This window comes from Massilia timonae CCUG 45783 (genome assembly GCF_000315425.1).
In the GTDB taxonomy this organism is placed as follows: Bacteria; Pseudomonadota; Gammaproteobacteria; order Burkholderiales; family Burkholderiaceae_D; genus Telluria; species Telluria timonae.
This window is the reverse complement of sequence record NZ_JH992922.1, coordinates 1,252,565-1,277,175: the sequence shown is the minus strand read 5'-3', so window position 1 is coordinate 1,277,175 and position 24,611 is coordinate 1,252,565. Positions and strand designations below refer to the sequence as shown.

Below are 24,611 nucleotides of genomic sequence, written 5' to 3'. Positions count from 1 at the left end.
TATGGAAAACAGGTCGCATGCCCTGATGACCGGCATCTTCACGATCGCGCTGCTGGTGGCGACCATCCTGGTCGGCCTCTGGTTCAACCGCGACAAGACCGAGCTGGTGCCCTACGAGATCGTCACCACCCAGTCGATCCCCGGCCTGAACCCGCAAGCCACGGTGCGCTACCGCGGCCTGGAGGTCGGCCGCGTCGACGAGATCGTGTTCGACCCGCGCGTCACCGGCCAGATCCTCATCAAGCTGTCGGTGGACGCCGCCTCGCCGATCACCAGCACCACCTACGCCACCCTCGGCTACCAGGGCGTCACCGGCATCGCCTTCATCCAGCTCGACGACGAGCGCACCGGTTCGCCGCGGCTGGCGACGAATGGCGAACGCATTGCCCGCATCCCGCTGCGTCCGGGCCTGCTCGACCAGCTCGAAGACCGCGGCCTGGCGATCCTCGAAAAGGCAGAGAAAGTGACCGCCAGCCTCGACGAGCTGCTGAGCGAAGACAACCGCGCCAAGATGGTCGGCGCCTTCGAGAGCGTCGACCGCGCCGCCGACGCCTACGCCGCCATTCCGCAGCGCCTCGATCCGGTGCTCGACCAGCTGCCCGGCCTGGTGAAGAAGGTCGACCGCAGCATGGATTCGATCGACACCCTGGCCACCAGCGCCACCGCGATGACGCGCAACTACGACCAGCTGGCGACCCGCCTGCAGGCGCCGGACGGCCCGATCGAGCGCCTGAACACCACCATCGGCGCGCTCGGCGCGGCCACCAGCGAACTGGAACTGGAAACCCTGCCGCACGTGGTGCGGATGACCGACGAGGCGCGCGCCTCGCTGCGCGCGGTGCGGCGCACCGCCAACTCGTTCTCCGACCGCCCGCAGAGCATCCTGTTCGGCACCCCGGGCGACGCGCCCGGCCCCGGCGAGCCGGGCTTCGTGCCCCCGACCAAATGAGGACCACCGTGAACCGTCAATCCTTCCGCTTTCCCGCGGCGGCCGCCGTCGCCTGTGCTCTGCTGCTGGCCGGCTGCGCCAGCCAGGAACGCGCGCAGAACACCGTCTACGACTTCGGCGCGCCGTCGCTGCGGCCATTCACCCCGGCCACGCCGCCCGCCGCTCCGCTCGCGATCGTGGTGATGGACGTCACCGGCCCCAGCGGGCTCGACACCGAGCGCATGTTCTACCGCCTGAACTACGCCGATGCCCAGCAGGCGCGCACCTACGCCAGCAGCCGCTGGAGCGCCACGCCGGTCGCCCTGGTCACCACCCGCATCAAGACCCGCCTGTCGCAGGCGCACATGAAGGTGCTGTCGGCCACCGACGCCGCCAATGGCGTGCCGATCCTGCGCATCGAGATCGACGACTTCGTGCACGCGTTCCCTAGCGCGGACCGCAGCGAAGGCCGGATCATGCTGCGCGCCTCGGTGTTTACCGAACACCGCCTGATCGACCAGCGCAGCTTCGAGCGCAGCACGCCGGCATCGAGCCAGGACGCGGCCGGCGGCGCGGCGGCGCTGGCGGCCAGCACCGACGGGCTGGCGGAAGACATCGGCGCCTGGCTCGCCACCCTGAACCTGCAAGGCAAATGACCGAAGCGGAAGTCCCGGCAGAGGTGGCGGCAGGCCGCTCGCGCGGCTCGCCCATCGTGCGCGCCGCGCTGCTGGCCTACCTGCTCCTGATCGTTTACGCCAGCTGGTTTCCGTTCACCGGCTGGCGCGACAGCGGCATCTCGCCGCTGGCCTTCCTGAACCTGGTCAAGCAGCGCTACTGGACCGGCTTCGACGCCGGCGTCAACATCGTCGGCTACATCCCGTTCGGCATGCTGCTGGTGCTGTCGATGTATCCGCGCGTGCGCGGCGTGTGGGCGGTGCTGCTGGCCACGCTCGCCGGGCTGCTCACCACCGGCACGATGGAGGCGGTGCAGACCTACCTGCCCAGCCGCGTGCCGTCGAACCTCGACTTCGTCACCAATGCCGGCGGCTGCTTCCTGGGCGCCATCCTCGGCGCGCTGTGGGCCCCGGGCCTGCTCGACCGCAGCCGCCTGTTCAAGCTGCGCCAGCGCTGGTTCGCGCCGCACGCCAGCCAGGGCCTGGTGCTGGTGGCGATGTGGCCGCTGGCCCAGATCTACCCGCAGAGCTACCTGTTCGGCCACGGCCAGGTGCTGCCGATCCTGTCCGGCTGGATGTCGTCCTGGCTCGACACCGAGATCGACCTGGTGGCCATGCTGCGCCCCGGCGACGACATCATGAGCGTGGAGCAGTACTGGCTGTCCGAAACCATCATCACCGCCTGCGGCATGACCGGCGCCGCCCTCACCCTGATGTGCCTGGTGCGCCGCGGCGCCCCGCGCTTCTGGCTCATGCTGGCCCTGCTGGCGGGCGCACTCGTGGTGAAGGCTTTCGCCAGCTCGCTGCTGTTCCGGCCCGATAACGCGCTGGTCTGGGTCACCCCGGGCGCCGAAGGCGGCTTTTTGATCGGCCTGATCATGCTGTCCGGCCTGGTGTTCGCGCCGCAGGTGGCGCAGCGCCGGCTGGCGGTCGTGACCCTGATCCTGGCGCTGGTGGTGGTCAATACGATCCCGGTGAACCCGTATTTCTCGTCCACCCTGCAGGGCTGGGTGCAGGGCAAGTTCCTCAACTTTAATGGCGCGGCCCAGTTCCTGTCGCTGGCCTGGCCTTTCGTTGCCCTGTGGTTCTTGCTGCTGCCCTCGCATAAACTCAATCGGCAATAAGAGCGCGTATCATGGCGCTTTGGCGCGACGCCATGCCACTCTTTCCAATGAGAACGACATGAACGACCAAGTGAATGACGAGCAGTTTTACAAGCATCATGTATTTTTCTGCATGAATATCCGCGAGGGCAAGGATGCGCGCCCGAGCTGCGGCAAGTGCGGCGCCGAGAAGGCGCAGAAGCATGCCAAGAAACGCATCAAGGAACTGGAACTGAGCGGCCAGGGCAAGGTGCGCATCAACCAGGCCGGCTGCCTCGACCGCTGCGAGGAAGGCCCGGTGCTGGTGGTCTATCCGGAAGGCACTTGGTACACCTACGTCGACAACGACGACATCGACGACATCATCGATACCCACCTGGTCGGCGGCAAGGTCGTCGACCGCCTCAAGATCTGATCCGACAAGACGCTTTATGAACATCCATTCGCACAAGTTCCAACTCGACGGCCCCGCCGGCAAGATGCAATGCCTGCTCGACCTGCCGGAAGGCGCGCCGCGCGGCGTCGCCCTGGTGGCGCACCCGCATCCGCTGTATGGCGGCACCATGGAAAACAAGGTGGCCCAGACCCTGGCGCGCACCTTCGTGACGCTCGGCTATGCGGCGGCGCGCTTCAATTTCCGCGGCGTGGGCGAATCCGAAGGCGTGCACGACGAGGGCCGGGGCGAGGTCGACGACATGGCCGTCATGTATGCCCACATGCGCGAACAATATCCGGACCTGCCGATCACGCTGACCGGCTTCTCGTTCGGCACCTTCGTCCAGGCGCAATTCGCGCTGCGCCTGGCGGCCGAAGGCCGGCCGGCCGAGCGCCTGGTGCTGGTGGGCACGGCGGCCGGCAAGTGGCCGATGCCGGAAGTGCCGCAGGACACGATCCTGATCCACGGCGAACTGGACGATACTATTACCCTGAAGGAAGTTTTCGACTGGGCGCGACCGCTCGACCTGCCTGTCACCGTCATTACAGGCGCCGACCACTTCTTCCATCGCAAGCTCGGCCACATTAAAAATCTCGTGATTCAACTGTGGCGACGTGACATTTAGTCGCAACAACCCCCTATAATAATTCCCTTCTCTTGAGGCAATGCTTCCTTCGGGGCATTGCCTTGCGCTCCACCACCGCTCTACTTTTAATGACGAAATACTCCCCATGAAAAAACTGTTAGCGGCCTTCGCCGCCAGCCTGGTGATGGTCTCGGCCAGTGCGCAAACCGTGCCCGCGCCCGCCATCGCCGCCAAATCGTGGTTGCTGCTCGACGCGACGAGCGGCCAGGTCATCGCCTCGCAAGAACAGAATATGCGCATCGAACCGGCATCGCTGACGAAGGTCATGACGGCCTACGTCGCCTTTGCCGCGATCCGCGACAAACGCATTTCCCTGGACCAGATGGTGAACGTGTCCGAGCGCGCCTGGAAAGTCGACGCCAGCAGCTCGAAGATGTTCATCGATCCACGCGTGCCGGTGTCGATCAACGACCTGCTGCATGGCCTGATGATCCAGTCCGGCAATGACGCCGCGGTCGCCATCGCCGAAGCGGTGGCGGGCGACGAAGCCACCTTCGTCACCCTGATGAACCGCGAAGCGCAGCGCATGGGCCTGAAGAGCACCCGCTTCGCCAACCCGCACGGCCTGCCGGACGCGAACAACTACTCGACCGCGGCCGACCTGGCGCAGCTGGCCGCCCACGTGATCCGCGATTTCCCCGACCTGTACAAGATCGACTCGATCAAGCAGTTCACCTATAACAAGATCACCCAGCAGAACCGCAACCGCCTGCTGTGGCTGGACCCGACCGTGGACGGCATGAAGACCGGCCACACCACCTCCTCGGGCTACAGCATGATCACCTCGGCGCGCCGTCCCAACGGCAGCACCGGCGAACGCCGCCTGATCTCGGTGGTGCTGGGCACCAGCTCGACCGACGTGCGCACGCAGGAAAGCCAGAAGCTCCTGAACTGGGGCTTCCAGAACTTCGACACCGTCAAGCTGTACTCGAAAGGCCAGGCAATCCAGACCCCGTCCATCTGGAAGGGCGCGCAATCGACCGTCAAGATCGGCTTCACGCGCGACATCCTGGTCACCGTGCCGAAGGGCGTGGCGGGCAAGCTCAAGCCGGTGCTGGAGCGCCGCGACCCGCTGGTCGCGCCGCTGGCGCTGGGCGGCCAGGTCGGCACCCTCAAGATGACGGTCGACGGCAAGCCGCTGCTGGTGCTGCCGGTGGTGGCGCTGGAAGAAGTGCAGGAAGCGAGCATTTTTGGACGCGCCTGGGATTCGATGCGCCTCTGGATGCAATAAGCCGGATGCGGTAAGCATCCGCCTTCGATCGTCGAAAGCCCGTCCGCGCCTTATGCCGGACGGGCTTTTTTCATGCGCGGCGGCTGACGCGGGCCAGGCTTCCGGCCGCTATAATGATGCCATCCAGTCATCACGAAAGAACCCGATGCCGCAAGCGCCCGCCGAACTTCTCACCCCCCGCATTCCGACGCGCGATGGCGGCCTCGAACTGTCGCGCATCGTGGCCGGCATGTGGCGCATGGTCGAATGGGACATGCCGGTGGCGGCGCGCGTCGACTTCATCGAACAGTGCCTGGCGCTGGGCGTGACGACCTTCGACCACGCCGACATCTACGGCAACTACGGCGTCGAGGAGTTGTTCGGCGAAGCCCTGCGCGCGCAACCGTCGCTGCGCGAGCGCATGGAGCTGGTCAGCAAGTGCGGCATCAAGCTGTTGTCGAACAAGCACCCAGGCCACACCATCCAGCACTACGACACCAGCGCCAGCCACATCATGCGCTCGGCCGAGGAGTCGCTGCGCAAGCTGGGCACCGACCGCCTCGACCTGCTGCTGATCCACCGTCCCGATCCGCTGATGGAATTCGACGAGATCGCCGCGGCCTTCACGCGCCTGAAGCAGGACGGCAAGGTGTTGCACTTCGGCGTGTCGAACTTCACGCGCCACCAGTTCGAGTCGCTCAACCGCCGCATACCGCTGGCCACCAACCAGGTCGAGTTCTCTCCCCTGCACACCGCGCCGATGTTCGACCAGACCTTCGACGGCTTGCAAGACCTGGGCATCGCGCCGATGATCTGGTCGCCGCTGGGCGGCGGACGCCTGTTCGACATGGCCGATGACCGCGCCGCCGCGCTGCGCCAGGTCATCCAGGACGTGGCCGAGCGCATCGGCAAGCCGTTCTGCAGCGTGGTGTTCGCGTGGATCATGCGCCTGCCCTGCCGGCCAATCCCGCTCACCGGCAGCGGGCGCATCGCGGCGATCCGCGAGGCGGTGCTGGGCGCCAGCTTCGAGCTCGAACGCGAGGACTGGTTCCGCATCCTGCGCGCCGCGCGCGGGCACGAGGTGGCCTGAGATGGTCGAGGGCCCGCTCCGGATCGTCGAGGGCAAGGCCCTCAGCGCGCAGCAAAAGAAGGATTTGCTGAACCGGCTGGCCCGCATCGAAGGCCAGCTGCGCGGCGTGCAGAAACTGATCGCGCTGGCCGACTCGCCGTCGGACTGCGACGCCGTCGCGCAGCAGATGGCGGCGGCGCGCAAGGCGCTCGACCGCTCCTTCGTGCAATTGCTGACCTCATCGATCCTGACCCAGACCGGCGACGCCGAGGACCTGGACGACGCCCGCGCCCGCGCCGCGCACCTGGCGGCGATGCTCGACAAGTTCGCGTGACTTAATCGCGTGACTTAATCTTCGAACACCTTGGGCGGCGCCACGCCGCGCCAGCCCAGCTTCCAGCCGATGTTCAGCAGCAGCGTGGCGCACACGTAGAGCAGGAAGAACAGCACGAAGAAGCGCTCCTGCAGCAGCGCCAGCAGCACCAGGCACACGCCCAGCAGCGCCAGCATCACCTTGCCCTTCGGGTGCTTGGAGCTGGGGAAGCGGATGGTCGACACCATCAGCGCGCCGACGCAAACCATCAGTGCGCACACCAGGAAGGCCGGCGCCGTCGCGATGACGGGATCGGGCCAGGCCACCACCACCGAGGCGACGCAGGCCGCGCCGGCGGTGATCGGCATGCCGACGAAGTAGCGCGGGTCGGTGCGGCCATGGCTGATATTGAAACGCGCCAGACGCAACGCGCCGCAGGTGACGAACACGAAGCAGGCCAGGCCGCCCATGCGTTCGAGGGTCGGATGCACGTCGCCCAGCTGGGTGAAGCCGTAGCAGTACAGCAGCAGGCCGGGCGCGCAGCCGAAGTTCATCACGTCGGCGATCGAGTCGAGCTGCACGCCAAAGCTGGACTGGGTATTGGTGGCGCGCGCCACGAAACCGTCGAGCGCGTCGAACACGCCGGCCAGCACCAGCAGGATCGCGGCCAGGCGGAAGTCGTCCGGGTCGCCGACGCGCGCGTTGTCGACCGAGATCACGATGCTGGCGAAGCCGCAGGCGATCGACAGCAGCGTCACGGAACTGGGCAGGGCGAACTTGGCGCGCGCGAGGCGTTGCTGGTTAGATAGCTTCAATGGTCGACTCGACAAGGGAAATGTTGGCTTATTCTACAGGGTGCCCTGCGAGGGTGTTGCGCGATGGTTGCAGCGGCGGTCATGATCCCTGTTTTTGGCCTAGAATGATGCCCCACGCTTATGTATTGACAGGAGTTGCAAGATGAGCTATACGCCACGCTGGCAGTCGATTGCCGCGATCCTGGGCGCTGCCCTGGCCCTGAGTGCATGCGGCGGCGGTGGCGGCGGCAGTCCGACAGGAGAATCCGGTGGCGGCATGGCGGTCACGCCAAGCCCCGCTGCGCCCGCGCCCACCCCGGCCGCGGATGCCCCCGCCCTGACCGCCAATATCGCCGTCGATGGCCGCAACTGGATCAACTACCGGCGCGCCCAGGCCGGCGTGCCGACGGTCAGCCAGAACGCGCAGATCGACAATGCCGCGCTCGGGCACTCCGAATACCTGCGCATCAACAACCTGATGAGCCACGACCAGAAGCCGGGCCTCCAGGGATTCACCGGCGCCAAGCTGGAAGATCGCCTGAACGCGGCCGGCTACACGCTGGATCGGACGCGCGGTTTCGCCTATGGCGAGGTCATCTCCGGCAGCAACAACGGCTCGGGCTTCTTCATGACCGAAGAACTGATCACGGCGATCTATCACCGTTTCGTGATCTTCGAGCCGATGTTCCGCGAGATCGGCACCGGCGCCGCCAGCGCCAGCCGCGGCTACCACTATTTCACCGCCGATTTCGCCAGCCGCAACGGCTACGGCCCCGGCATCGCGCGCGGCGCGATCGTCACCTGGCCCTTCAACGGCCAGACCGGGGTCGCGCCCAACTTCCTGAGCGACACCGAGGAACCGGACCCGGTCCCCGACCGCAACGAGGTGGGGTATCCGATCAGCGTGCACACCAATCTCGATTCGACGCTGGCGGTCGGCAGCTTCACGGTGCGCCCGCGCGGCGGCGCCGACCTGCAGGTGCTGCGCGTCGATCCGCTCGGGCAGCCGACCGCGGCCTCCATCATCCCCGTGCTCCCGCTGCGCGCGGCCACGACCTACGAGGTCAATTTCACCGGTACGGTCAATGGCGCGGCGGTGTCGCGCGCCTGGTCGTTCACGACGCGGTGAGCGGCGCAGCGGCGGCGCCCGGCGCGCCGGCCATCGACTTCGCGGCCGGACTGGAGCGGGTAATGGATGACCGCCCGCTGTTCCTGCGCGTACTGGGACGCTTCGCCGGCGACTACCGCGACCTCGCGGCGCGCCTGCACGCGGCGCTGGATGCCGGCGACGCCGTGCTGGCCCACCGCATCGCCCACACGCTCAAGGGCGCGGCGGGGATGATCGAAGCGAACCGGCTGCGCCGGCTGGCGCTGGACGTCGAACTGGCGCTGAAGGCCGGCGGCGCGGCGCCGCTGGCGCTGATCGCGGCGCTGGACGAGGAGCTGGCGCGGGTGCTGGCGGAAGTCGACGCGCTGCTGGCTGCGCCTGAAACGGCGGCGCCGGCGTCGGCAGGCTCGCCGACCACCTCGCCGGCCGCCCGGGACGACCTGGCGCGCCTGCGCGACATGCTCGACATCGGCGACGGGCGCGCGCCGGACCTGGCCGCGCAACTGCGTCCGCGCCTGCTGGCGGGCATGGGAAGCGAGAAGGTGGCGGCGTTCGACGCGGCGCTCAGGCGCTTCGATTTCGAAAACGCGCTGGCGCTGCTGGAGCAGGCCGGCCCGCGCTAACCATCAGCGCGTGAACTCGGCTTCTTCGTCGAATGAATCGGCGCAGGACTTGCCGCAAAAGCGCCGCACGCTGTCGAGCGGCTTTTCGCAGTACCAGCACGAGCCCTTGGCCGGAAGACTGGCGCGGGTCGGCATGCTGCCTGTGGAGGCAATTGAGACGGCCACCGGCGGCTCGGCGGGCAGCCCACTGTCCGGAAGACTCTCGTGTGTCGTTTCCAAGATCCACCCCCTGATACGGCAGCCTTTAGTCAGAGAAAGATTACTTCAGCGGAACTCCGTGCGCATGAGAAAGCGCAAGCCGGACCGCGACAGGCGAACCCATCACGACTTTCGTTGCGTATCAGTGTGCGCCCAATGCCAGGCGGGTGCAATCCCTGCCCGGCTGCCGGGGAGCGATTTGACATGCGTGCAACGTTTGTCGCTGTATGAGCCACAATGCACCGCCAAAAATCGTAGTGTAAAGCCAACTGTCAGCGTGCACGCTTGTGTACGCTGGCTTATTTTGCCGGCTCGAGCGTCACGACCAGGCCGCTGCGTGTGGTCTGGATCCGCGTGGGAACGAATTGCACACCCGCATAGCGCAAGTCTTTCTGCTCGAAGGTGTAGACCGGCATATCGCGCGCGACGGTGTCGATCAGGCCGTTGGCGACGCGGGTCAGGTGACGCTCCGCCTCGGGGTTGCCGAGCTGCAGGCGATCGACGCGCGGCTCGGCCATCATGACGGCAGCGCGGCCCGGATCGATGTACAGGCGCCCGGAAAACGCGATATTGCCGGTCCAGGCGCGCGCGAACGGCGGCGCGACCAAGGCCTCGACGGCCAGCGCGACGCGGTCATCCTCGGGCTGGATCGCCAGTTGCGGACGGGTGAGCTGGATGTCGAACAGTTCCAGCAGGCGCTCGTTGACGGGGAAGCGCTTGTCCAGTCCGGCCTGCAGCTTGTGCAGCGGGACCTCGACCTGGCGCGGGCCGATCAGGCTGGAGCAGGACGCCAGCAGGCTGGCGCCGACCGCGATGGCGGCCAGCCTGGCGACCGTGCGCCGCATCGGCGCGGCGGGATGGGGTGGCTTGTATTGATCCATATTCCAAGCCTAGCACGAGCCGGCTGGACGCTTGTTGACCGTTACTTGCCGATACAGAAGCGGCTGAAGATCACGCCCAGCAGATCGTCCGGCGTGAATTGCCCGGTGATGCTCGACAGATGGTCTTGCGCCAACCTCAACTCCTCTGCGAACAGGTCGAGCGACTGGTCGTCCTGCATCGCATGCTGGCGCGCCAGCTCCAGGTGTTCGCGCGCGGCGCGCAGCGCGATCAGGTGACGCTCGCGCGCCAGGTACAGCGATTCGCCGGTCTGCTGCCAGCCGGCGATGCGCAGCAGTTCGGCGCGCAGCAGGTCGATGCCGAGCTTTTCGTGCGCCGACAGATACAGGTGAACGGCGTCCGCGCTCTCGTCCTTCGACGGCTTGTGCCCCGACAGGTCGATCTTGTTCCAGATGCGCACCACCGGCACGTTGGGAGGGAAGGCCGCGACGATCGCTTCGTCGGCCGCGCTCGGGCCGAGATTCGCGTCCAGCAGGTGCAGGATCACGTCGGCCTTGCCGACTTCTCCCCAGGTGCGCTCGATGCCGATGCGCTCGACCACGTCGATCTCTTCGCTCACTGCGCGGATGCCTGCGGTGTCGATGATGTTGAGCGGGATGCCCTCGATCTGGATCGTCTCGCTCACCTTGTCGCGCGTGGTGCCGGCGATCGGGGTGACGATCGCCACCTCGGCCCCGGCCAGCGCGTTCAGGAGTGAGGACTTGCCAACATTGGGCTGCCCGACCAGCACCACGTTCAGCCCTTCGCGCAGCAGCGCGCCCTGCGCCGCCTGGCGGAACACGTTCTCCAGCGCTTCGATGATGCCGGCCAGCTGGCCGCGCGCGTTCGACTTTTCGAGGAAGTCGATTTCTTCTTCCGGGAAGTCGAGCGTGGCCTCGACCAGCATGCGCAGATTGATCGTGCCGTCGACCAGCTTGTGCACCACTTGCGAGAAGGCGCCCGACAGCGATTGCGAGGCCGACTTGGCGGCGGCTTCGGTGGAGGCGTCGATCAGGTCGGCCACCGCCTCGGCCTGGGCCAGGTCGAGTTTATCGTTCAGAAAAGCGCGGCGCGTGAACTCGCCCGGCTCGGCCAGGCGCAGGCCGGACGGCGCGCCGGCTTCCAGCACGCGCGCCAGCAGCATCTGCAGCACCACCGGGCCGCCATGGCCCTGCAGTTCGAGCACGTCCTCGCCGGTATAGGAATGCGGTCCCTTGAAGTACAGGGCCAGACCCTCGTCGATGATGTCGCCATTGGCGGCCTTGAACGGGATGTAGGTCGCATGGCGCGGCGCCAGCGTCACGCCGGGGAACAGGGCGTCGACGAGGAAGGCGAGCGATTTTCCGGAGGCGCGCACGACGCCGATGCCGCCGCGGCCCGGAGCGGTGGCGATGGCGGCGATGGGTGATGTATCGAGTTTCATGGGGGCGATTGTAAGGGATACGGGATCTTCAAAAACAAAAAGCCCGCGCTTTCGAAGCGCGGGCTTTTCACGAGAAGGCTGCGAATTACTTGGCCGCGCCGCTCTCGAACTTGCGGGTGATGACCCATTGCTGGGCGATCGACAGGATGTTGTTGACCACCCAGTACAGCACCAGGCCGGACGGGAAGAAGAAGAACACCACCGAGAACGCGATCGGCATGAACAGCATCATCTTGGCCTGCACCGGATCGGTCGGCTGCGGGTTCAGCTTGGTCGTGATGTACATCGACACCGCGTAGATCACCGGCAGGATGAAGTACGGGTCGGGCTGGGTCAGATCCTGGATCCACAGGACCCATGGCGCGCCGCGCATCTCGACCGATGCCTGCAGCACCCAGTACAGGGCGAAGAACACCGGCATCTGCACCAGGATCGGCAGGCAGCCGCCCAGCGGGTTGATCTTCTCGGTCTTGTACAGCTCCATGGTGGCCTGCTGCATCTTGGCCGGGTCGCTCTTGTAGCGTTCGCGGATCGCCTGCATCTTCGGCGTCACGACGCGCATCTTGGCCATGCTGCGGTAGCCGGCGGCCGACAGCGGGAAGAAGGCCAGCTTGATCAGGATGGTCAGGGCGACGATGGTCCAGCCCCAGTTGCCCAGCATCGAATGCAGCTGGGTCATCACCCAGAAGATCGGCTTGGCGATCACGGTCAGCATGCCGTAGTCCTTCACCAGCTCCAGGCCCGGGGTGATGGTTTCCAGGATCTGCTCGTCCTGCGGACCCGAATACAGGCGGGTGTCGGTCGACACGGTCGCGCCGGGCGCCACGTTGCCCAGCGATTGCACGGTGCCGATCGCATACAGGTTGTTGGCGATCTTCTTGGTGAAGATGTCGCGCGGCGCCTTGTCGGCCGGGATGAAGGCCGAGACGAAGAAGTGCTGCGAGATCGCGACCCAGCCGTTATCCGCCTTGGTCGAGTGATCGGCCTTGCCCTTTTCGATTTCCTCGAAGGTCAGCTTCTGGTACTTGTCGGCGTCGGTGTACAGGGTCGGGCCGGTGTAGCTCGGCATGAACCACGAATCGGTGGCCGGCTTGTTGCCGTCGTGCTGCAGCTGCAGGTACAGCGACGGCTGGATCGGCGCGGCGCTGATGTTGGTGACGTCATGACGCACGCCGACCAGGTAGTCGCCCTTGCGGAAGGTCAGCGTCTTGGTCAGGCGCACGCCGCCCTGCTCGGCTTCCAGCACGACCTGCGCCTGGTTGTTGCCGCCCAGCGTGGTCTGCGCCGACTTGACGGTGAACGGCGTGGTGTGGTTCGGCAGCACGCCGGCGGCGCTGGTGCCGATCAGGCCGGTCTGGCCCAGATAGACGTTCGGACCGTTTACGTTGAACAGGACCTGGTTCTTGGTCTTGTCGAAGTGATCCGGATAGTGCAGCAGCTCGAGGCGCTTGATGACACCGCCGACCGAGTCGATGTCGACTTTCACCACGTCGGTGGTGACGGTGACGATCTGGCTGACTGGCGCGGCCGGCGCGGCGGGAGCACCGGGCACGGCGGTAGCCGCGGCTGCTGGAGTACCCGGCACGGCGGCGCTGCCCGGCTGCGCGGCAGCCGGCACGTCCGACGGTTTATTCTGCTGAGCGACTTGCGCCGGCGGTTGCGCCGAGAACAGCGACTGCTTGCCGTTAGCCACCATCCAATTGTTCCAGAGAACAATCAGGGAGATGGCGAACACGATCCACAGGACAGTACGTTTATTGAATTCCATTGGAGTCTTCAGGAGTGGTTGCAACCGCAAGCGGCTGAATGGGATTCCTTGGGGCCGCCGTCTTTGGGCGGCACCGGGTCGACGCCACCCGCGTTCCACGGATGGCAGCGGCCCACGCGGCGCGCGGCCAGCCAGGAACCGCGTGCGGCGCCATGGACGCGCAGCGCTTCGATTGCGTAATTGGAACAGCTGGGATAGAACCGGCAACGCGGCCCGAGCATGGGGGACAGCAGCAGCTGGTAGCCGCGAAGCAACCAGACGAGCAGCGTCTTCATGGCGAGCTGGCCCGCGCAGGGCGCGGCTTCTGGGAAGCGAACAGGCGCGCCAGTTCCACTTTCAACTCGGCCTTCAGGGCGCGCGTGGTGGCCGGGCCATCCTTGGCGTTGACGGGACGCGACAGGCGGACGATGCAATCGACCGGCGCCAGGCTGCTCGTACGGAACAGCTCGCGCGTCATGCGCTTGATCGTATTGCGGGTCACCGCGCGCGGCGCGAAACGCTTGGCCGCAACGACGCCCAGCCGCGCATGCGGCAGGTCGTTCGGACGCGTGTAGAGCACGAAATGCGCCGTTTTTTGCGTCGGCCGCAAACGAAAAACGGATGAAAATTCATCCGTTTTAACGATGCGCCGAACGCGCGCGAAGTCGTGCGAACCTTCGCCTGTCATCACCGACCGCAATCGATCTGCGGTGCGTGACTTAGACAGCCAGACGCTTGCGGCCCTTGGCGCGGCGAGCGTTCAGGACTTGACGGCCACCACGGGTAGCCATACGTGCGCGGAAGCCGTGCGTGCGCTTGCGACGGACGACGGAAGGTTGGTAAGTACGTTTCATGGTGGTCTCGCTTAAAGCAAAATAAGATGCAAAATCGGGTCTGACGTCGTGTCAGATTCGGCGCCGATGACAGTTTCGCTCGAGGTTAAACCAGCGTCACGCCACAGCAAGTCTTTCGTCGCCCAACCACCAGCCGCTGAAAAATCACAGCCTGGCATGGCGCACGGACGGGGAACCCTGAATTAGACTCTACTTCGCACCCTCATGTCAAGGCAGGTGTTGTTTCGCCAAGCGCCATCGTGCGAGCTTTCCAGCTTGGCAAGAGGTCGCCCCGGCTTGCCGTTTCGGTGGAAAATATGTGCAGCGCCTGTGGATAACTTCGGCCGAGACAGGTAAAATAGCGTGTTACGAATCAAAAGCGAAGTATGGAAAATTTTTGGCAGTCAGCATCCGCGCAGCTTGAGCTCGAGCTCACGCCGCAGCAATTCAGCGCGTGGATCAAACCGCTGGTGGCCCTCGACTACGAAGACGGCAAGCTGCGCATCGCTGCGCCCAACCGCTTCAAGCTCGACTGGGTCAAGACGCAGTTCGCCACTCGCATCACCGAACTGGCGGCCCAGTACTGGGAAGCGCCGGTCGAGGTGCAGTTCGTGCTCGACCCAAAGAACAATCCTGCCCGCAAGGTGGCAGACACGAGCGCGTCCGGCAATTCGGCCACGGTCGATTTCAATGCGCCGCGCCCTGCGCCCGGCGCCGACAACCCGAGTCCGTCCGCCAGCCCGAGCCCGACCCAGAACCTGAACATCGCCAACTCGCCCAAGCGCGAGCAAAGCCGCATCAACACCGAGCTGACGTTCGACAGCTTCGTGACCGGTAAGGCCAACCAGCTGGCGCGCGCCGCCGCGATCCAGGTCGCCAACAATCCGGGCGTGTCGTACAACCCGCTGTTCTTCTACGGCGGCGTCGGCCTCGGTAAGACCCACCTGATCCATGCGATCGGCAACCAGGTCATGGCCGACCAGCCGAATGCGCGCATCCGCTACATCCACGCCGAGCAGTACGTGCGCGACGTCGTCACCGCCTATCAACGCAAGGGCTTCGACGATTTCAAGCACTATTACCACTCGCTCGACATGCTGCTCATCGACGATATTCAATTCTTCGGCGGCAAGAGCCGGACGCAGGAAGAGTTCTTCTATGCGTTCGAGGCGCTGATCGCGGCCAAGAAGCAGATCATCATCACCTCGGATACGTATCCAAAAGAGATCACGGGCATGGACGACCGCCTGATCTCGCGCTTCGATTCCGGCCTGACGGTGGCGATCGAGCCGCCCGAGCTCGAGATGCGCGTGGCGATCCTCTTGAAGAAGGCGCAGTCCGAGGACGTGACCCTGTCGGACGACGTCGCCTTCTTCGTGGCCAAGCACCTGCGCTCCAACGTCCGTGAGCTGGAAGGCGCGCTGCGCAAGATCCTGGCCTACTCGCGCTTCCACGGCAAGGACATCACCATCGACGTGGTCAAGGAAGCGCTCAAGGATCTGCTGTCGGTGCAGAACCGTCAAATCTCTGTGGAAAACATCCAGAAGACGGTGGCCGACTTCTTCAACATCAAGGTCGCGGACATGTATTCGAAGCGCCGGCCGGCGAACATCGCCCGTCCGCGCCAGATCGCCATGTACCTGGCAAAAGAACTCACGCAAAAGAGTCTGCCCGAAATCGGCGAACTGTTCGGCGGCCGCGACCACACGACCGTGTTGCACGCGGTGCGCAAGATTGCCGGCGACCGCCAGAAGAATCCAGAGTGCAACCACGAGCTGCACGTGCTGGAACAGACGCTCAAGGGTTGATTTTCTGCCCTTGAGCGGAATATTTGTGTTTGCCTCAGGCAATGGCACAATATCGCTTTAGTAACACACCACCTTTCAAACGTACTGAGGATAACTATGCAATTGGTCAAAACCACCCGAGATACGCTTCTCCGGCCACTGCAGATCGTGAGTGGTATTGTCGAGCGTCGGCACACTATGCCGATTCTGGCCAATATCCTCATTCGCAAGACCGGCGAGAGCGTGTCCTTCCTGTCGACCGACACCGAAGTGCAGATCACCACGCACGCCAATATCGGCTCGGGCGACGACGTGACCGGCACCACGGTGGCCGCGCGTAAACTGCTCGACATCCTGCGCGCGCTGCCGGAATCGGGCGACGTCACCATGACCCTGCAGAACAAGCGCCTGGCGGTCCAGAGCGGCAAGTCGCGCTTCGCGCTGCAGACCCTGGCGGCCGAGGAATTCCCGACCGTCTCGGTGGCCGACAGCTACAACGCCTCGGTGACCCTGCCGCAAAAGACGCTGAAGCACCTGTTCAATATGGTGTACTTCTCGATGGCCCAGCAGGACATCCGTTACTACCTGAACGGCCTGCTCCTGGTGCTGGACGGCAGCAATATCATTGCCGTGGCGACGGACGGCCACCGCCTGGCGTTCTGCCAGGTGGAGACCGAGCAGCAGTTCGAGCGCCAGGAAGTCATCATCCCGCGCAAGACCATCATCGAGCTGCAGCGCCTGCTGGAAGAAAGCGATGAAACCGTGCGCCTGGACATCGCGGCCTCGCAGGTGAAACTGACCTTCGCCGATATCGAGCTGGTCTCGAAACTGGTTGAGGGCAAGTTCCCTGACTACACCCGCGTGATCCCGAAGGGTTACAAGAACGACTTCACGATCAGCCGCGATGAACTGCTGCGTTCGCTGCAGCGCGCCGCGATCATGACCAGCGATAAATTCAAGGGCGTGCGCTGCATCATCGAGCCGGGCGTCATGAAGATCAGCTCGACCAATGCCGACCAGGAAGAAGCGGTCGAAGAACTCGAGATCGACTACGGCGGCGACGCGATCGACATCGGCTTCAACGTCACCTACCTGCTCGACGTGCTGAACAACCTGAAGTGCGACCAGGTGAACATCGCCCTGGGCGACTCGAATTCGTCGGCCCTGATCTCGATTCCCGACAATGGCGACTTCAAGTATGTCGTCATGCCGATGCGCATCTGACGCGTCGCGCGGGCCGCTCCGGCGGCCCGTATGCATTTGCCTGAACTAGATAGTCTTATAGAAAGCAGTCCATGTCCGAGAATATCCCAGCAGAAAAGCCCGTCGAAGTGGCGGATGAATACGGCGCAGCGTCGATCCAGATCCTGGAAGGCCTCGAAGCGGTGCGCAAGCGCCCGGGCATGTATATCGGCGACACCTCGGACGGCACCGGCCTGCACCATCTGGTGTTCGAAGTCCTCGATAACTCCATCGACGAAGCGCTGGCCGGTTATTGCACCGAAATCCACGTCACGATCCACTCCGACAACTCGATTTCGATCGCCGACAACGGCCGCGGCATCCCGACCGGCGTCAAGATGGACGACAAGCACGAGCCAAAACGCTCGGCCACCGAGATTGCCCTGACCGAGCTGCACGCCGGCGGCAAGTTCAACCAGAACTCCTATAAGGTATCGGGCGGCCTGCACGGCGTCGGCGTGTCTTGCGTGAACGCACTGTCGAAGCTGCTGCGCGTGACCGTGCGCCAGAACGGCAAGGTGCACCAGCTGGAATTCACCCGCGGCGTGCCGGTGGATCGCCTGATCGAGGTGGTCGACGGCGTGGAAGTATCCCCGATGAAGGTGATCGGCGAGACCGACAAGCGCGGCACCGAGGTGCATTTCTGGGCCGACGAAGAGATCTTCACGCTGGTGGAGTTCCACTACGAAATCCTGTCGAAGCGCATCCGCGAACTGTCGTTCCTGAACAATGGCGTCAGCATCAAGCTGAGCGACCAGCGCACCGGCAAGGAAGAACTGTTCGCCTTCGAAGGCGGCACCCGCGGCTTCGTCGAGTACATCAACAAGTCGAAGACCGTCCTGCACCCGACCGTGTTCCAGGCAACCGGCGACCGCATGTCGGACCAGGGCACGAACATCTCGGTCGACGTGTCGATGCAGTGGAACGATTCGTTCAACGAGCAGGTGCTGTGCTTCACCAACAACATCCCGCAGCGCGACGGTGGCACCCACCTGACCGGCCTGCGCGCGGCGATGACGCGCGTGATCAACAAGTACATCGACGAGAACGACTTCGCCAAGAAGGCCAAGGTCGAGATCTCGGGCGACGATATGCGCGAAGGCCTGACCTGCGTGCTGTCGGTTAAAGTGCCTGAGCCGAAGTTCTCGTCGCAGACCAAGGATAAACTGGTGTCGTCGGAGGTGCGCGGCCCGGTCGAGGAAATCGTCGCCAAGACGTTGACCGACTTCCTGATGGAAAAGCCGAACGACGCCAAGATCATCTGCGGCAAGATCGTCGAAGCCGCCCGTGCCCGTGAAGCGGCGCGCAAGGCGCGCGACCTGACCCGCCGCAAGGGCGTGATGGACGGCCTTGGCTTGTCCTCCAAACTGGCCGACTGCCAGGAACGCGACCCGGCGCTGGCCGAGCTGTACATCGTCGAGGGTGACTCGGCAGGTGGTTCGGCCAAGCAGGGCCGCGACCGCAAGTTCCAGGCGATCCTGCCGCTGCGCGGCAAGGTGCTGAACGTGGAAAAGGCGCGCTTCGAGAAGATGCTGTCGTCGGAACAGATCACGACCCTGATCGCGACCCTCGGCACCTCGATCGGCCCGGACGAATTCAACGTCGACAAGCTGCGCTACCACCGCATCATCATCATGACCGATGCGGACGTCGACGGCGCCCACATCCGTACCCTGCTGCTGACCCTGTTCTACCGCCAGATGCCGCAGCTGGTGGAGCGTGGCCACATCTATATCGCACAACCGCCGCTGTACAAGGTCAAGGCCGGCCGCGACGAGCGTTATCTGAAGGATGATATCGAAGAAGCCAGCTACATGATGACCGTGGCGCTGAACACCGCTTCGCTGATTCCGCGCGAAGGCGCCGAAGCGGTGACGGGCGAGGCGCTGGCCGAGCTGGCGCGCAAGTACAACCTGGCCAACGCCATCATGATGCGCCTGGCGCGCGTGATCGACCGCGCTGCCTTGACCGCGATCGTCAGCGGCGGCGTGGTGCTGGACTTGAGCACGCTCGAAGGCGCGGAAGCGTCGGCCAAGGCGATGGAAGCGGCGATCAACGATCCGGCGGTGAAGGTCAAGGTCAAGTCGGACGAGCTGTCCGAGAAGCACGGCCTGCGCATCGAACGCATCTACCACGGCAACGTGCAGGTGACCGCGATCGACGCCGACTTCGTGGCAGGCGCCGACTACACCGTGCTGGCCGATTCGGCCGCCACCTTCCAGGGCCTGATGGGCGAAGGCGCGATCGTGCGCCGTGGCGAAGGCGAGCGCATGAAGGAGTTTGCTGTGCGCGACTTCCACGCGGCGATGGAGTGGTTGCGTGAAGAGGCCGAGCGTGGCGTGAACAAGCAGCGCTACAAGGGTCTGGGCGAGATGAATCCGGAGCAGCTGTGGGAGACCACGATGGATCCGACCGTGCGTCGTTTGCTGAAAGTGCAGATCGAGGATGCCATTGCGGCGGATCAGATCTTTACGACGCTGATGGGGGATGAGGTGGAGCCGCGGAGGAACTTCATTGAGACTAATGCGTTGCGGGCGGGGAATATTGATGTTTAATCATCAATAAGCGTAACTCTAGCAAGGGTCACCCGTTGGTGACCCTTTTTGCTTTCAGTTTCTATAAAGTCTTAATATGCATCAGTCGTGGTACTATTTGCCCCCGCTATGCATCGGACCTATGCATAAGGGTTGCACTTCACGAAGCATGAACTTCTTGGTACCTTCAGCACTCATGAGTGTCCCGTCCACGTAATTCAGTATCTTGTAGCCTTCTACCACCGTACCGCCCAGTCTGTCAATCAGGTCAAAATAATCTAATTATGAGAACACTACGTTCCCAATCTCATGTTAGAACATCATCAGCAGACTTTGATATGTTTAAAGCAACTTTCAGCCTACCCCGTACAACCATCAGTGATGCTAGCAATCCCCATATGAAGTCAGCATCCGCTACAATACCACTGTATCAATAAACAGTGGCAAGCAAGATAATTGACATTGATGCAATCAACTTGCTTGTTACAGGCTAAGAATTATGAAGAAACCGACAAGTGTAGATTTGTTCTGCGGGGCTGGCGGACTAAGCCTAGGGCTGGAACTTGCCGGATGGAAAACAAAGGTCGCTGCTGACTTTGACGCCCAAGCATGTGCTACCTATAAGCGAAATTTCCCTGATACTGATGTACACCAAGGTGATGTACGATCAGTCGACTGGACTCGTCTTCGTGGAAAGATTGATCTAGTGGCGGGAGGTCCTCCATGCCAACCGTTTTCTGTTGCTGGTAATCAGAAAGCCGCAGATGATATCCGAGACATGCTTCCTGAGTTCGTTCGAGCAGTAGCTGAGATTCGACCAAAACTGGTATTAATGGAAAATGTTGCGGGCTTAGCTTCTTCCCGTCATGAGACATACTTGAATGAAAAATTGGCTATAATTTCCGAACTCGGCTATGAAGTAGAATTTAAAGTCTTAAACTCTGCTCAATTCGGCGTTCCTCAAGAACGTAATCGCGTAATCGTAATCGGCGTCGATCGCTCAATTCCGAAATTTCCATCCCCGACCCATGGTACTAAACAGCGTCCGTATAAAAGTGCACGTGAAGCAATCTTAAACGCACCGGCTGACGTACCAAATAGTGCAATTGTTACTTACGCTAAATCTCCTATCCTTCGACCTAGTCCTTGGGCTGGAATGCTAGTCAATGGCGGCGGAAGACCAATTAATTTAGATGCTCCTTCGCAAACAATTCCTGCCTCAGCAGGAGGCAATCGAACTCATATTGTTGATGAAACCGGCATTCTACTTAATTATCATTCTCATTTGCTAAGCGGTGGAAACGTGAAAAGTGGAATTGTTGAAGGCGTGCGAAGGCTAACTGTGAAAGAGTCAGCTGCGCTCCAATCATTCCCGTCCGATTTCGAATTTTTAGGCCCAAGAAGCGCGCAGTACCGACAAATCGGAAATGCAGTACCCCCGCTTTTAGCACATGCCGTTGGCAAAGCATTACTGCGCAGTTTATAGAGTATGACTCATAGCTCGTAGACACAAAGTCGACAAAGCACCCATTACGCGGTTATGACAGCCGCACCTCGTTCTTGATCCTAAAATCCAATTTGGATTACACCCTAGTGAGTCCCGGCTAAGAACAGACGTTTCTTAGAAAGATCTTGCTGAACTGGCATGATTATATCGCGCACATATTACTAAATGTAGCGGGGCAAACGAAATGCAGGCATTAACGTGTTGCATAAACTCAGCACACATTAGCGATTTCCATCTCCTTTCTCCTGCAGCCTTGCGACAACTGCAGCAATGAATTCTGTTTAAATGGTGAAATAATTTTATGAGTTCGCGCGGGAATGTCATGGCTTGTCTTCGTGTACTGTTGCTTCCAATGCGAGCAACACGTGAAGTAAATTGTGCACGGATTGTTGGGAAATATCTTGGGCAGCTTCAACTCTCACATCACGATTTTCTAACATGGATACATCTTCGTATTGATGAATGGCGCGAAACTGGCTCGGCAAATTATGATTTACAGCAACTAGTTTGTACCATTCTTTTAAATGCAGATGATAAACTTGGCTCTCTATTAGCTTCGAAGTATTTTATCGTTCACGGCGAGCTGCAAAAGAACCATTTTATGTCTCATGACGAGGCAAGGGCATTACTTTCGACCACTTTTCTAATGGCAGATTTGGCCCGAATTGAACATCTGTCTGGCGCTCAGATTTCTCGACTTCTTACCGGACGGGGTTACGGACTTCAGTTTAGCCGACAGTCAGTAAACGATGTTATTGGTGCATTAGGTTTAGGTTGTATGCTTTCGGTCGAAAAGCTAAAGACTTTGTATCTTAGCGATTCTTCAAACGAACTTGCATACTTCTCGGACTCAGATATTGGCCTAGCAGCAAGCACTGTCGAAAGTGCTGCGCATAGACTGGGATTCAACAAATCCCTGAAAGATGCTCTCACCACTCTCGCTCCAGCAGAGGAACTTTCTCGATACTCACCCTATCTTCAAATTCTTCACTATCAGTGTTCAATTGCTGAGTACTATGATCATGCTGTGACTGACATGTACGAATTTTCTCCGCGCGGCATTGCAGCACTTTGGTTATTTGGACAATACCCTGACATTTTGTCGCAAGCAGGTAATCCGTTCCTGAACAATGCAAAGTCAGTGGAAGCCATAGATAGCTCCTGGGTTCGCAGCAAAAAACTTCGCGATAGACCCGGTGCAAAAGCGCTATTTGAAGTATTAGATGGCCTTAACGATATGCAGTTTGCGCCACGGCGTGAACTGGCAAAAATATTAAGGCTGTGGCTGCATCGAATTATGCGCTTAACTGCTCCATATTCCGTGAATATTCCTGAGAATTTCACTCAAACTGAGATTGCGAATTTATTGCAAGGTATTGCTAAGGGAAACTCAAAGACCTTCGGAGTACTGGAACAAAGGATTATTGATGTATTGGCAGCTGTTGAGCACCCTCAGTCTGATGGGTGGCGTAGTCGAGGCCTAGGAGATTCCGTAAATACAACGAATGTAAGCAAGCGGAAAGTAGGTGACTGTGACTTCCAACATGCTGACAGCCGACTAATCGTCGCTTACGAAGCACATGGAGGGGAATTAACGGATGTCTACGTACATGAACACCTTCGCACAATTTCAAAAAGTTTAAAGAGCAGAAATCAAGAGCTTGAAGGCATAGCAGATTTAGCTGATTGGACTATCGAAGTAGTCTTTGTAGCTCATCGTCTTGCAGTATCCTCTCTATTCGAAACAACCCTGATAGAAGGAATTCGGATTAACCTAGAATTTATCACCTTTAAGGATTTTATAAGTTCAGCACATCCGGATATTGCTGAGTGGGAGAAAAACTTTCTCACCCCCATTCGGGAAACTCGGACTCCGAATGAAGTTCGCTTAACTTTACTGAAACTTAGCGAATGTGCTTAAATGGTTTATGAATAGAATCTTTTGTCAAAGATTGTGTCGAGCGGGTCATTGAATGTCAGCACCAATCCATTTTCTGAGCAGTCTTAAAATTTCTGATTCCCTATACTTAACAGTTAAAAACAAAACTTTCCGGCAAATTGCTCGTCAGTCGCTTTCAAAAATACGCTGCACAACCAAAAACTGGTAAGACATCGCGCCAAGGAAAGCAATGCCGGCGCCAGTCAGCAAGGCCGGCACGAACGACCAGCTTTGCGCGATATATCCGGTAAAGATGGGCGCCAGGGCGCCGCCGATAAACCCGCCAAAATTCTGGATCGCGCCCAGCGAGGCAACCCGGCTGCGCGGCGCCACCGCCGTCACCAGCGACCACGAACAGGCCGACGCCGCATTGGCCAGGAAGATCACGACCGAGATGCAGGCAATCGCCGCAGTATTGCTCTCGACCAGTGCGGCAGGAATCGTGAACGCCACCATCCCCAGCATCGACAGCACCACCGCCGTCCGTCGCCCCGCCACGACCGATTTCGCGCGGCGCGTGATCTGGTCCGACGCCCAGCCAGCCGACAGTGCGCCCAGGAAGCCGCACAGGAAGGGAATCGTCGCGGCCACGCCGACATAGGCCACGTCCATCTGACGTTCCGTGCGCAGATACCCGGGCAGCCAGGTAAGGAACACCCAGTTCAAATACACCGAGCCGAAGAAGCCAAGTAGCATGCCCCAGGTGGCGCGCTGGCGAAACAGCGCGCGCCAGGATGCGAAGCCCGTCGCCGGAGCGGCCTCCAGGGTCTGTCCTTCGTCCAGGTAGGCCCGCTCGGCGTCCGTCAACGCTTCGCGCACCGGGTCGCGGTACAGCATGACCCAGACAACCGCCGCGACGATGCCCAGCGCGCCGGTGATGAAGAAGGCCCAGTGCCAGCTGGTCGCGGCAATCAGCGGCGACAGGCACAAGGGCGCCAGTGCGAAGCCCAGCGGCGAGGCCGAGTTATAGATGCCGGTCGGCGTGCCGCGCGCACGCAAGGGGAACCAGTTGCTCACCACCCGCGCCGCGGCCGGGAATTGCGGCGCCTCGCCGATGCCCAGCACGACGCGCGCCAGCACGAACCAGCCGAAGGTGGAGACGAGTCCGCCCGCCGCCTGTGCCAGCGACCAGATCACCAGTCCCGCACCGAGCAGCCAGCGTGGCCCGATCTTGTCGACCAGGGCGCCCACCGGCAACTGGCACAGCGCATAGCTCCACGAGAAGGCCGACAGCAGCACGCCCATCTCGCCGAGCGAGAGGCCGAGGTCGGCGCGGATGAATTCATTGGCGACGGCGAGTGTGGCGCGGTCCAGGTAGTTGATGACGCCGGTGACGACCAGCAGGACCAATGCCAGATTCTGGCGGTAGCGGATGCGCGGAGTCGCAACCAGGTGAGTAGGGGTAACGTTCATTTCGGGATGGTATCAAACACGATCACCCACTGGTTGCGCCTTTTTTGCCATGGCATGTTTGCAACACAGCGGCTACACCGCGCGAAACTCGTGCTACCATCCGCTCCGGGCTGTGCAGGACGCCCACTCTCGCGAAAGCCAGCGCACCTGCCGACGTCCACGACGTGACCGTTTTTCAGGAGTTCATCCCCTGTTCATTCACTGA

At 61.8% G+C, this 24,611-nt stretch carries 24 protein-coding genes; 15 read left to right on the top strand and 9 right to left on the bottom strand.

All coding sequences use genetic code 11. The features are described 5' to 3' along the window. Position 1 precedes the first annotated feature (1 nt). The 8 genes from HMPREF9710_RS05445 to HMPREF9710_RS05410 all read left to right on the top strand — a co-directional run bounded on the left by HMPREF9710_RS05445 (position 2) and on the right by HMPREF9710_RS05410 (position 6,400). Positions 2 to 949 (top strand): MlaD family protein, encoded by a 948-nt coding sequence (locus tag HMPREF9710_RS05445; protein WP_005664602.1) that lies wholly within the window; start codon positions 2 to 4, stop codon positions 947 to 949. An 8-nt stretch (positions 950 to 957) separates the two neighbouring features. Beyond that, positions 958 to 1,584, top strand: a complete 627-nt coding sequence (locus HMPREF9710_RS05440) for an ABC-type transport auxiliary lipoprotein family protein (protein WP_229409732.1) — start codon at positions 958 to 960, stop codon at positions 1,582 to 1,584. Then, complete coding sequence (locus HMPREF9710_RS05435) at positions 1,581 to 2,726, top strand: VanZ family protein (RefSeq protein WP_005664598.1); 1,146 nt, start codon at positions 1,581 to 1,583, stop codon at positions 2,724 to 2,726. Before HMPREF9710_RS05440 ends, HMPREF9710_RS05435 begins: the two co-directional genes overlap by 4 nt. A 58-nt stretch (positions 2,727 to 2,784) precedes the next feature. Further along, positions 2,785 to 3,120 carry a (2Fe-2S) ferredoxin domain-containing protein gene (locus HMPREF9710_RS05430; protein ID WP_005664596.1) on the top strand — a complete coding sequence of 112 codons (336 nt, stop codon included), beginning with the start codon at positions 2,785 to 2,787 and terminating at the stop codon, positions 3,118 to 3,120. 16 nt (positions 3,121 to 3,136) lie between these two features. After that, complete coding sequence (locus HMPREF9710_RS05425; RefSeq protein ID WP_005664594.1) at positions 3,137 to 3,766, top strand: alpha/beta hydrolase; 630 nt, start codon at positions 3,137 to 3,139, stop codon at positions 3,764 to 3,766. A 106-nt stretch (positions 3,767 to 3,872) separates the two neighbouring features. After that, the gene (locus HMPREF9710_RS05420; protein ID WP_005664592.1) at positions 3,873 to 5,018 is read left to right on the top strand and encodes a D-alanyl-D-alanine carboxypeptidase family protein; all 1,146 of its coding nucleotides are present in this window, start codon (positions 3,873 to 3,875) and stop codon (positions 5,016 to 5,018) included. A 145-nt stretch (positions 5,019 to 5,163) separates the two neighbouring features. Further along, positions 5,164 to 6,087, top strand: coding sequence for an aldo/keto reductase (locus HMPREF9710_RS05415; protein WP_005664590.1), 924 nt, complete (start codon positions 5,164 to 5,166; stop codon positions 6,085 to 6,087). A 1-nt stretch (position 6,088) separates the two neighbouring features. Continuing rightward, the gene (locus HMPREF9710_RS05410) at positions 6,089 to 6,400 is read left to right on the top strand and encodes a metal-sensitive transcriptional regulator (protein ID WP_005664589.1); all 312 of its coding nucleotides are present in this window, start codon (positions 6,089 to 6,091) and stop codon (positions 6,398 to 6,400) included. A gap of 14 nt (positions 6,401 to 6,414) precedes the next feature. On the opposite strand, the gene pssA is transcribed toward HMPREF9710_RS05410, so the two are convergent. After that, on the bottom strand, positions 6,415 to 7,194 hold the full coding sequence (gene pssA / locus HMPREF9710_RS05405) for a CDP-diacylglycerol--serine O-phosphatidyltransferase (RefSeq protein ID WP_005664587.1): 780 nt from the start codon (positions 7,192 to 7,194) through the stop codon (positions 6,415 to 6,417). 142 nt (positions 7,195 to 7,336) lie between these two features. Between pssA and HMPREF9710_RS05400 the strand changes: the two genes are divergently transcribed. Then, positions 7,337 to 8,302, top strand: coding sequence for a CAP domain-containing protein (locus HMPREF9710_RS05400; RefSeq protein WP_005664586.1), 966 nt, complete (start codon positions 7,337 to 7,339; stop codon positions 8,300 to 8,302). Further along, positions 8,299 to 8,904, top strand: coding sequence for an Hpt domain-containing protein (locus HMPREF9710_RS05395; protein ID WP_040775063.1), 606 nt, complete (start codon positions 8,299 to 8,301; stop codon positions 8,902 to 8,904). Before HMPREF9710_RS05400 ends, HMPREF9710_RS05395 begins: the two co-directional genes overlap by 4 nt. 3 nt (positions 8,905 to 8,907) lie before the next feature. Here HMPREF9710_RS05395 and HMPREF9710_RS05390 read toward each other — a convergent pair whose 3' ends face one another. From HMPREF9710_RS05390 to rpmH, 7 genes are all read right to left on the bottom strand, one after another. Then, entirely contained in the window at positions 8,908 to 9,123 is a 216-nt protein-coding gene (locus HMPREF9710_RS05390) for a hypothetical protein (protein WP_040775060.1), read from the bottom strand. Positions 9,124 to 9,401: 278 nt separating this feature from the next. Continuing rightward, positions 9,402 to 9,983, bottom strand: coding sequence for a DUF1439 domain-containing protein (locus HMPREF9710_RS05385; RefSeq protein ID WP_005664581.1), 582 nt, complete (start codon positions 9,981 to 9,983; stop codon positions 9,402 to 9,404). Positions 9,984 to 10,024: 41 nt separating this feature from the next. Beyond that, positions 10,025 to 11,404 (bottom strand): tRNA uridine-5-carboxymethylaminomethyl(34) synthesis GTPase MnmE, encoded by a 1,380-nt coding sequence (mnmE, locus tag HMPREF9710_RS05380; RefSeq protein ID WP_005664580.1) that lies wholly within the window; start codon positions 11,402 to 11,404, stop codon positions 10,025 to 10,027. An 85-nt stretch (positions 11,405 to 11,489) separates the two neighbouring features. Further along, a complete protein-coding gene (gene yidC, locus HMPREF9710_RS05375) occupies positions 11,490 to 13,172 on the bottom strand; it encodes a membrane protein insertase YidC (RefSeq protein ID WP_005664579.1) in 1,683 nt (560 codons plus the stop codon). An 8-nt stretch (positions 13,173 to 13,180) separates the two neighbouring features. After that, the gene (gene yidD, locus HMPREF9710_RS05370; RefSeq protein ID WP_005664577.1) at positions 13,181 to 13,447 is read right to left on the bottom strand and encodes a membrane protein insertion efficiency factor YidD; all 267 of its coding nucleotides are present in this window, start codon (positions 13,445 to 13,447) and stop codon (positions 13,181 to 13,183) included. Continuing rightward, a complete protein-coding gene (rnpA, locus tag HMPREF9710_RS05365; protein ID WP_005664575.1) occupies positions 13,444 to 13,839 on the bottom strand; it encodes a ribonuclease P protein component in 396 nt (131 codons plus the stop codon). The genes yidD and rnpA overlap by 4 nt, the downstream gene beginning before the upstream one ends. Positions 13,840 to 13,870: 31 nt before the next feature. Then, positions 13,871 to 14,005 carry a 50S ribosomal protein L34 gene (gene rpmH / locus HMPREF9710_RS26955; protein ID WP_040378179.1) on the bottom strand — a complete coding sequence of 45 codons (135 nt, stop codon included), beginning with the start codon at positions 14,003 to 14,005 and terminating at the stop codon, positions 13,871 to 13,873. Positions 14,006 to 14,370: 365 nt separating this feature from the next. Here rpmH and dnaA point away from each other — a divergent pair, with 365 nt between their 5' ends. From dnaA to HMPREF9710_RS27710, 5 genes are all read left to right on the top strand, one after another. Continuing rightward, complete coding sequence (gene dnaA, locus HMPREF9710_RS05360; RefSeq protein ID WP_005664573.1) at positions 14,371 to 15,792, top strand: chromosomal replication initiator protein DnaA; 1,422 nt, start codon at positions 14,371 to 14,373, stop codon at positions 15,790 to 15,792. Between the two features lie 96 nt (positions 15,793 to 15,888). Beyond that, positions 15,889 to 16,995: a DNA polymerase III subunit beta gene (gene dnaN / locus HMPREF9710_RS05355; RefSeq protein ID WP_005664571.1), complete on the top strand. Its 1,107-nt coding sequence runs from the start codon at positions 15,889 to 15,891 to the stop codon at positions 16,993 to 16,995. 71 nt (positions 16,996 to 17,066) lie between these two features. Then, a complete protein-coding gene (gene gyrB / locus HMPREF9710_RS05350; RefSeq protein WP_005664569.1) occupies positions 17,067 to 19,568 on the top strand; it encodes a DNA topoisomerase (ATP-hydrolyzing) subunit B in 2,502 nt (833 codons plus the stop codon). Positions 19,569 to 20,046: 478 nt separating this feature from the next. After that, on the top strand, positions 20,047 to 21,033 hold the full coding sequence (locus HMPREF9710_RS26950; RefSeq protein ID WP_005664566.1) for a DNA cytosine methyltransferase: 987 nt from the start codon (positions 20,047 to 20,049) through the stop codon (positions 21,031 to 21,033). Positions 21,034 to 21,376: 343 nt separating this feature from the next. Next, complete coding sequence (locus HMPREF9710_RS27710) at positions 21,377 to 22,975, top strand: hypothetical protein (protein ID WP_005664564.1); 1,599 nt, start codon at positions 21,377 to 21,379, stop codon at positions 22,973 to 22,975. A 144-nt stretch (positions 22,976 to 23,119) separates the two neighbouring features. On the opposite strand, the gene HMPREF9710_RS05340 is transcribed toward HMPREF9710_RS27710, so the two are convergent. Further along, a complete protein-coding gene (locus HMPREF9710_RS05340; RefSeq protein WP_005664562.1) occupies positions 23,120 to 24,406 on the bottom strand; it encodes an MFS transporter in 1,287 nt (428 codons plus the stop codon). Positions 24,407 to 24,611: the final 205 nt, after the last annotated feature.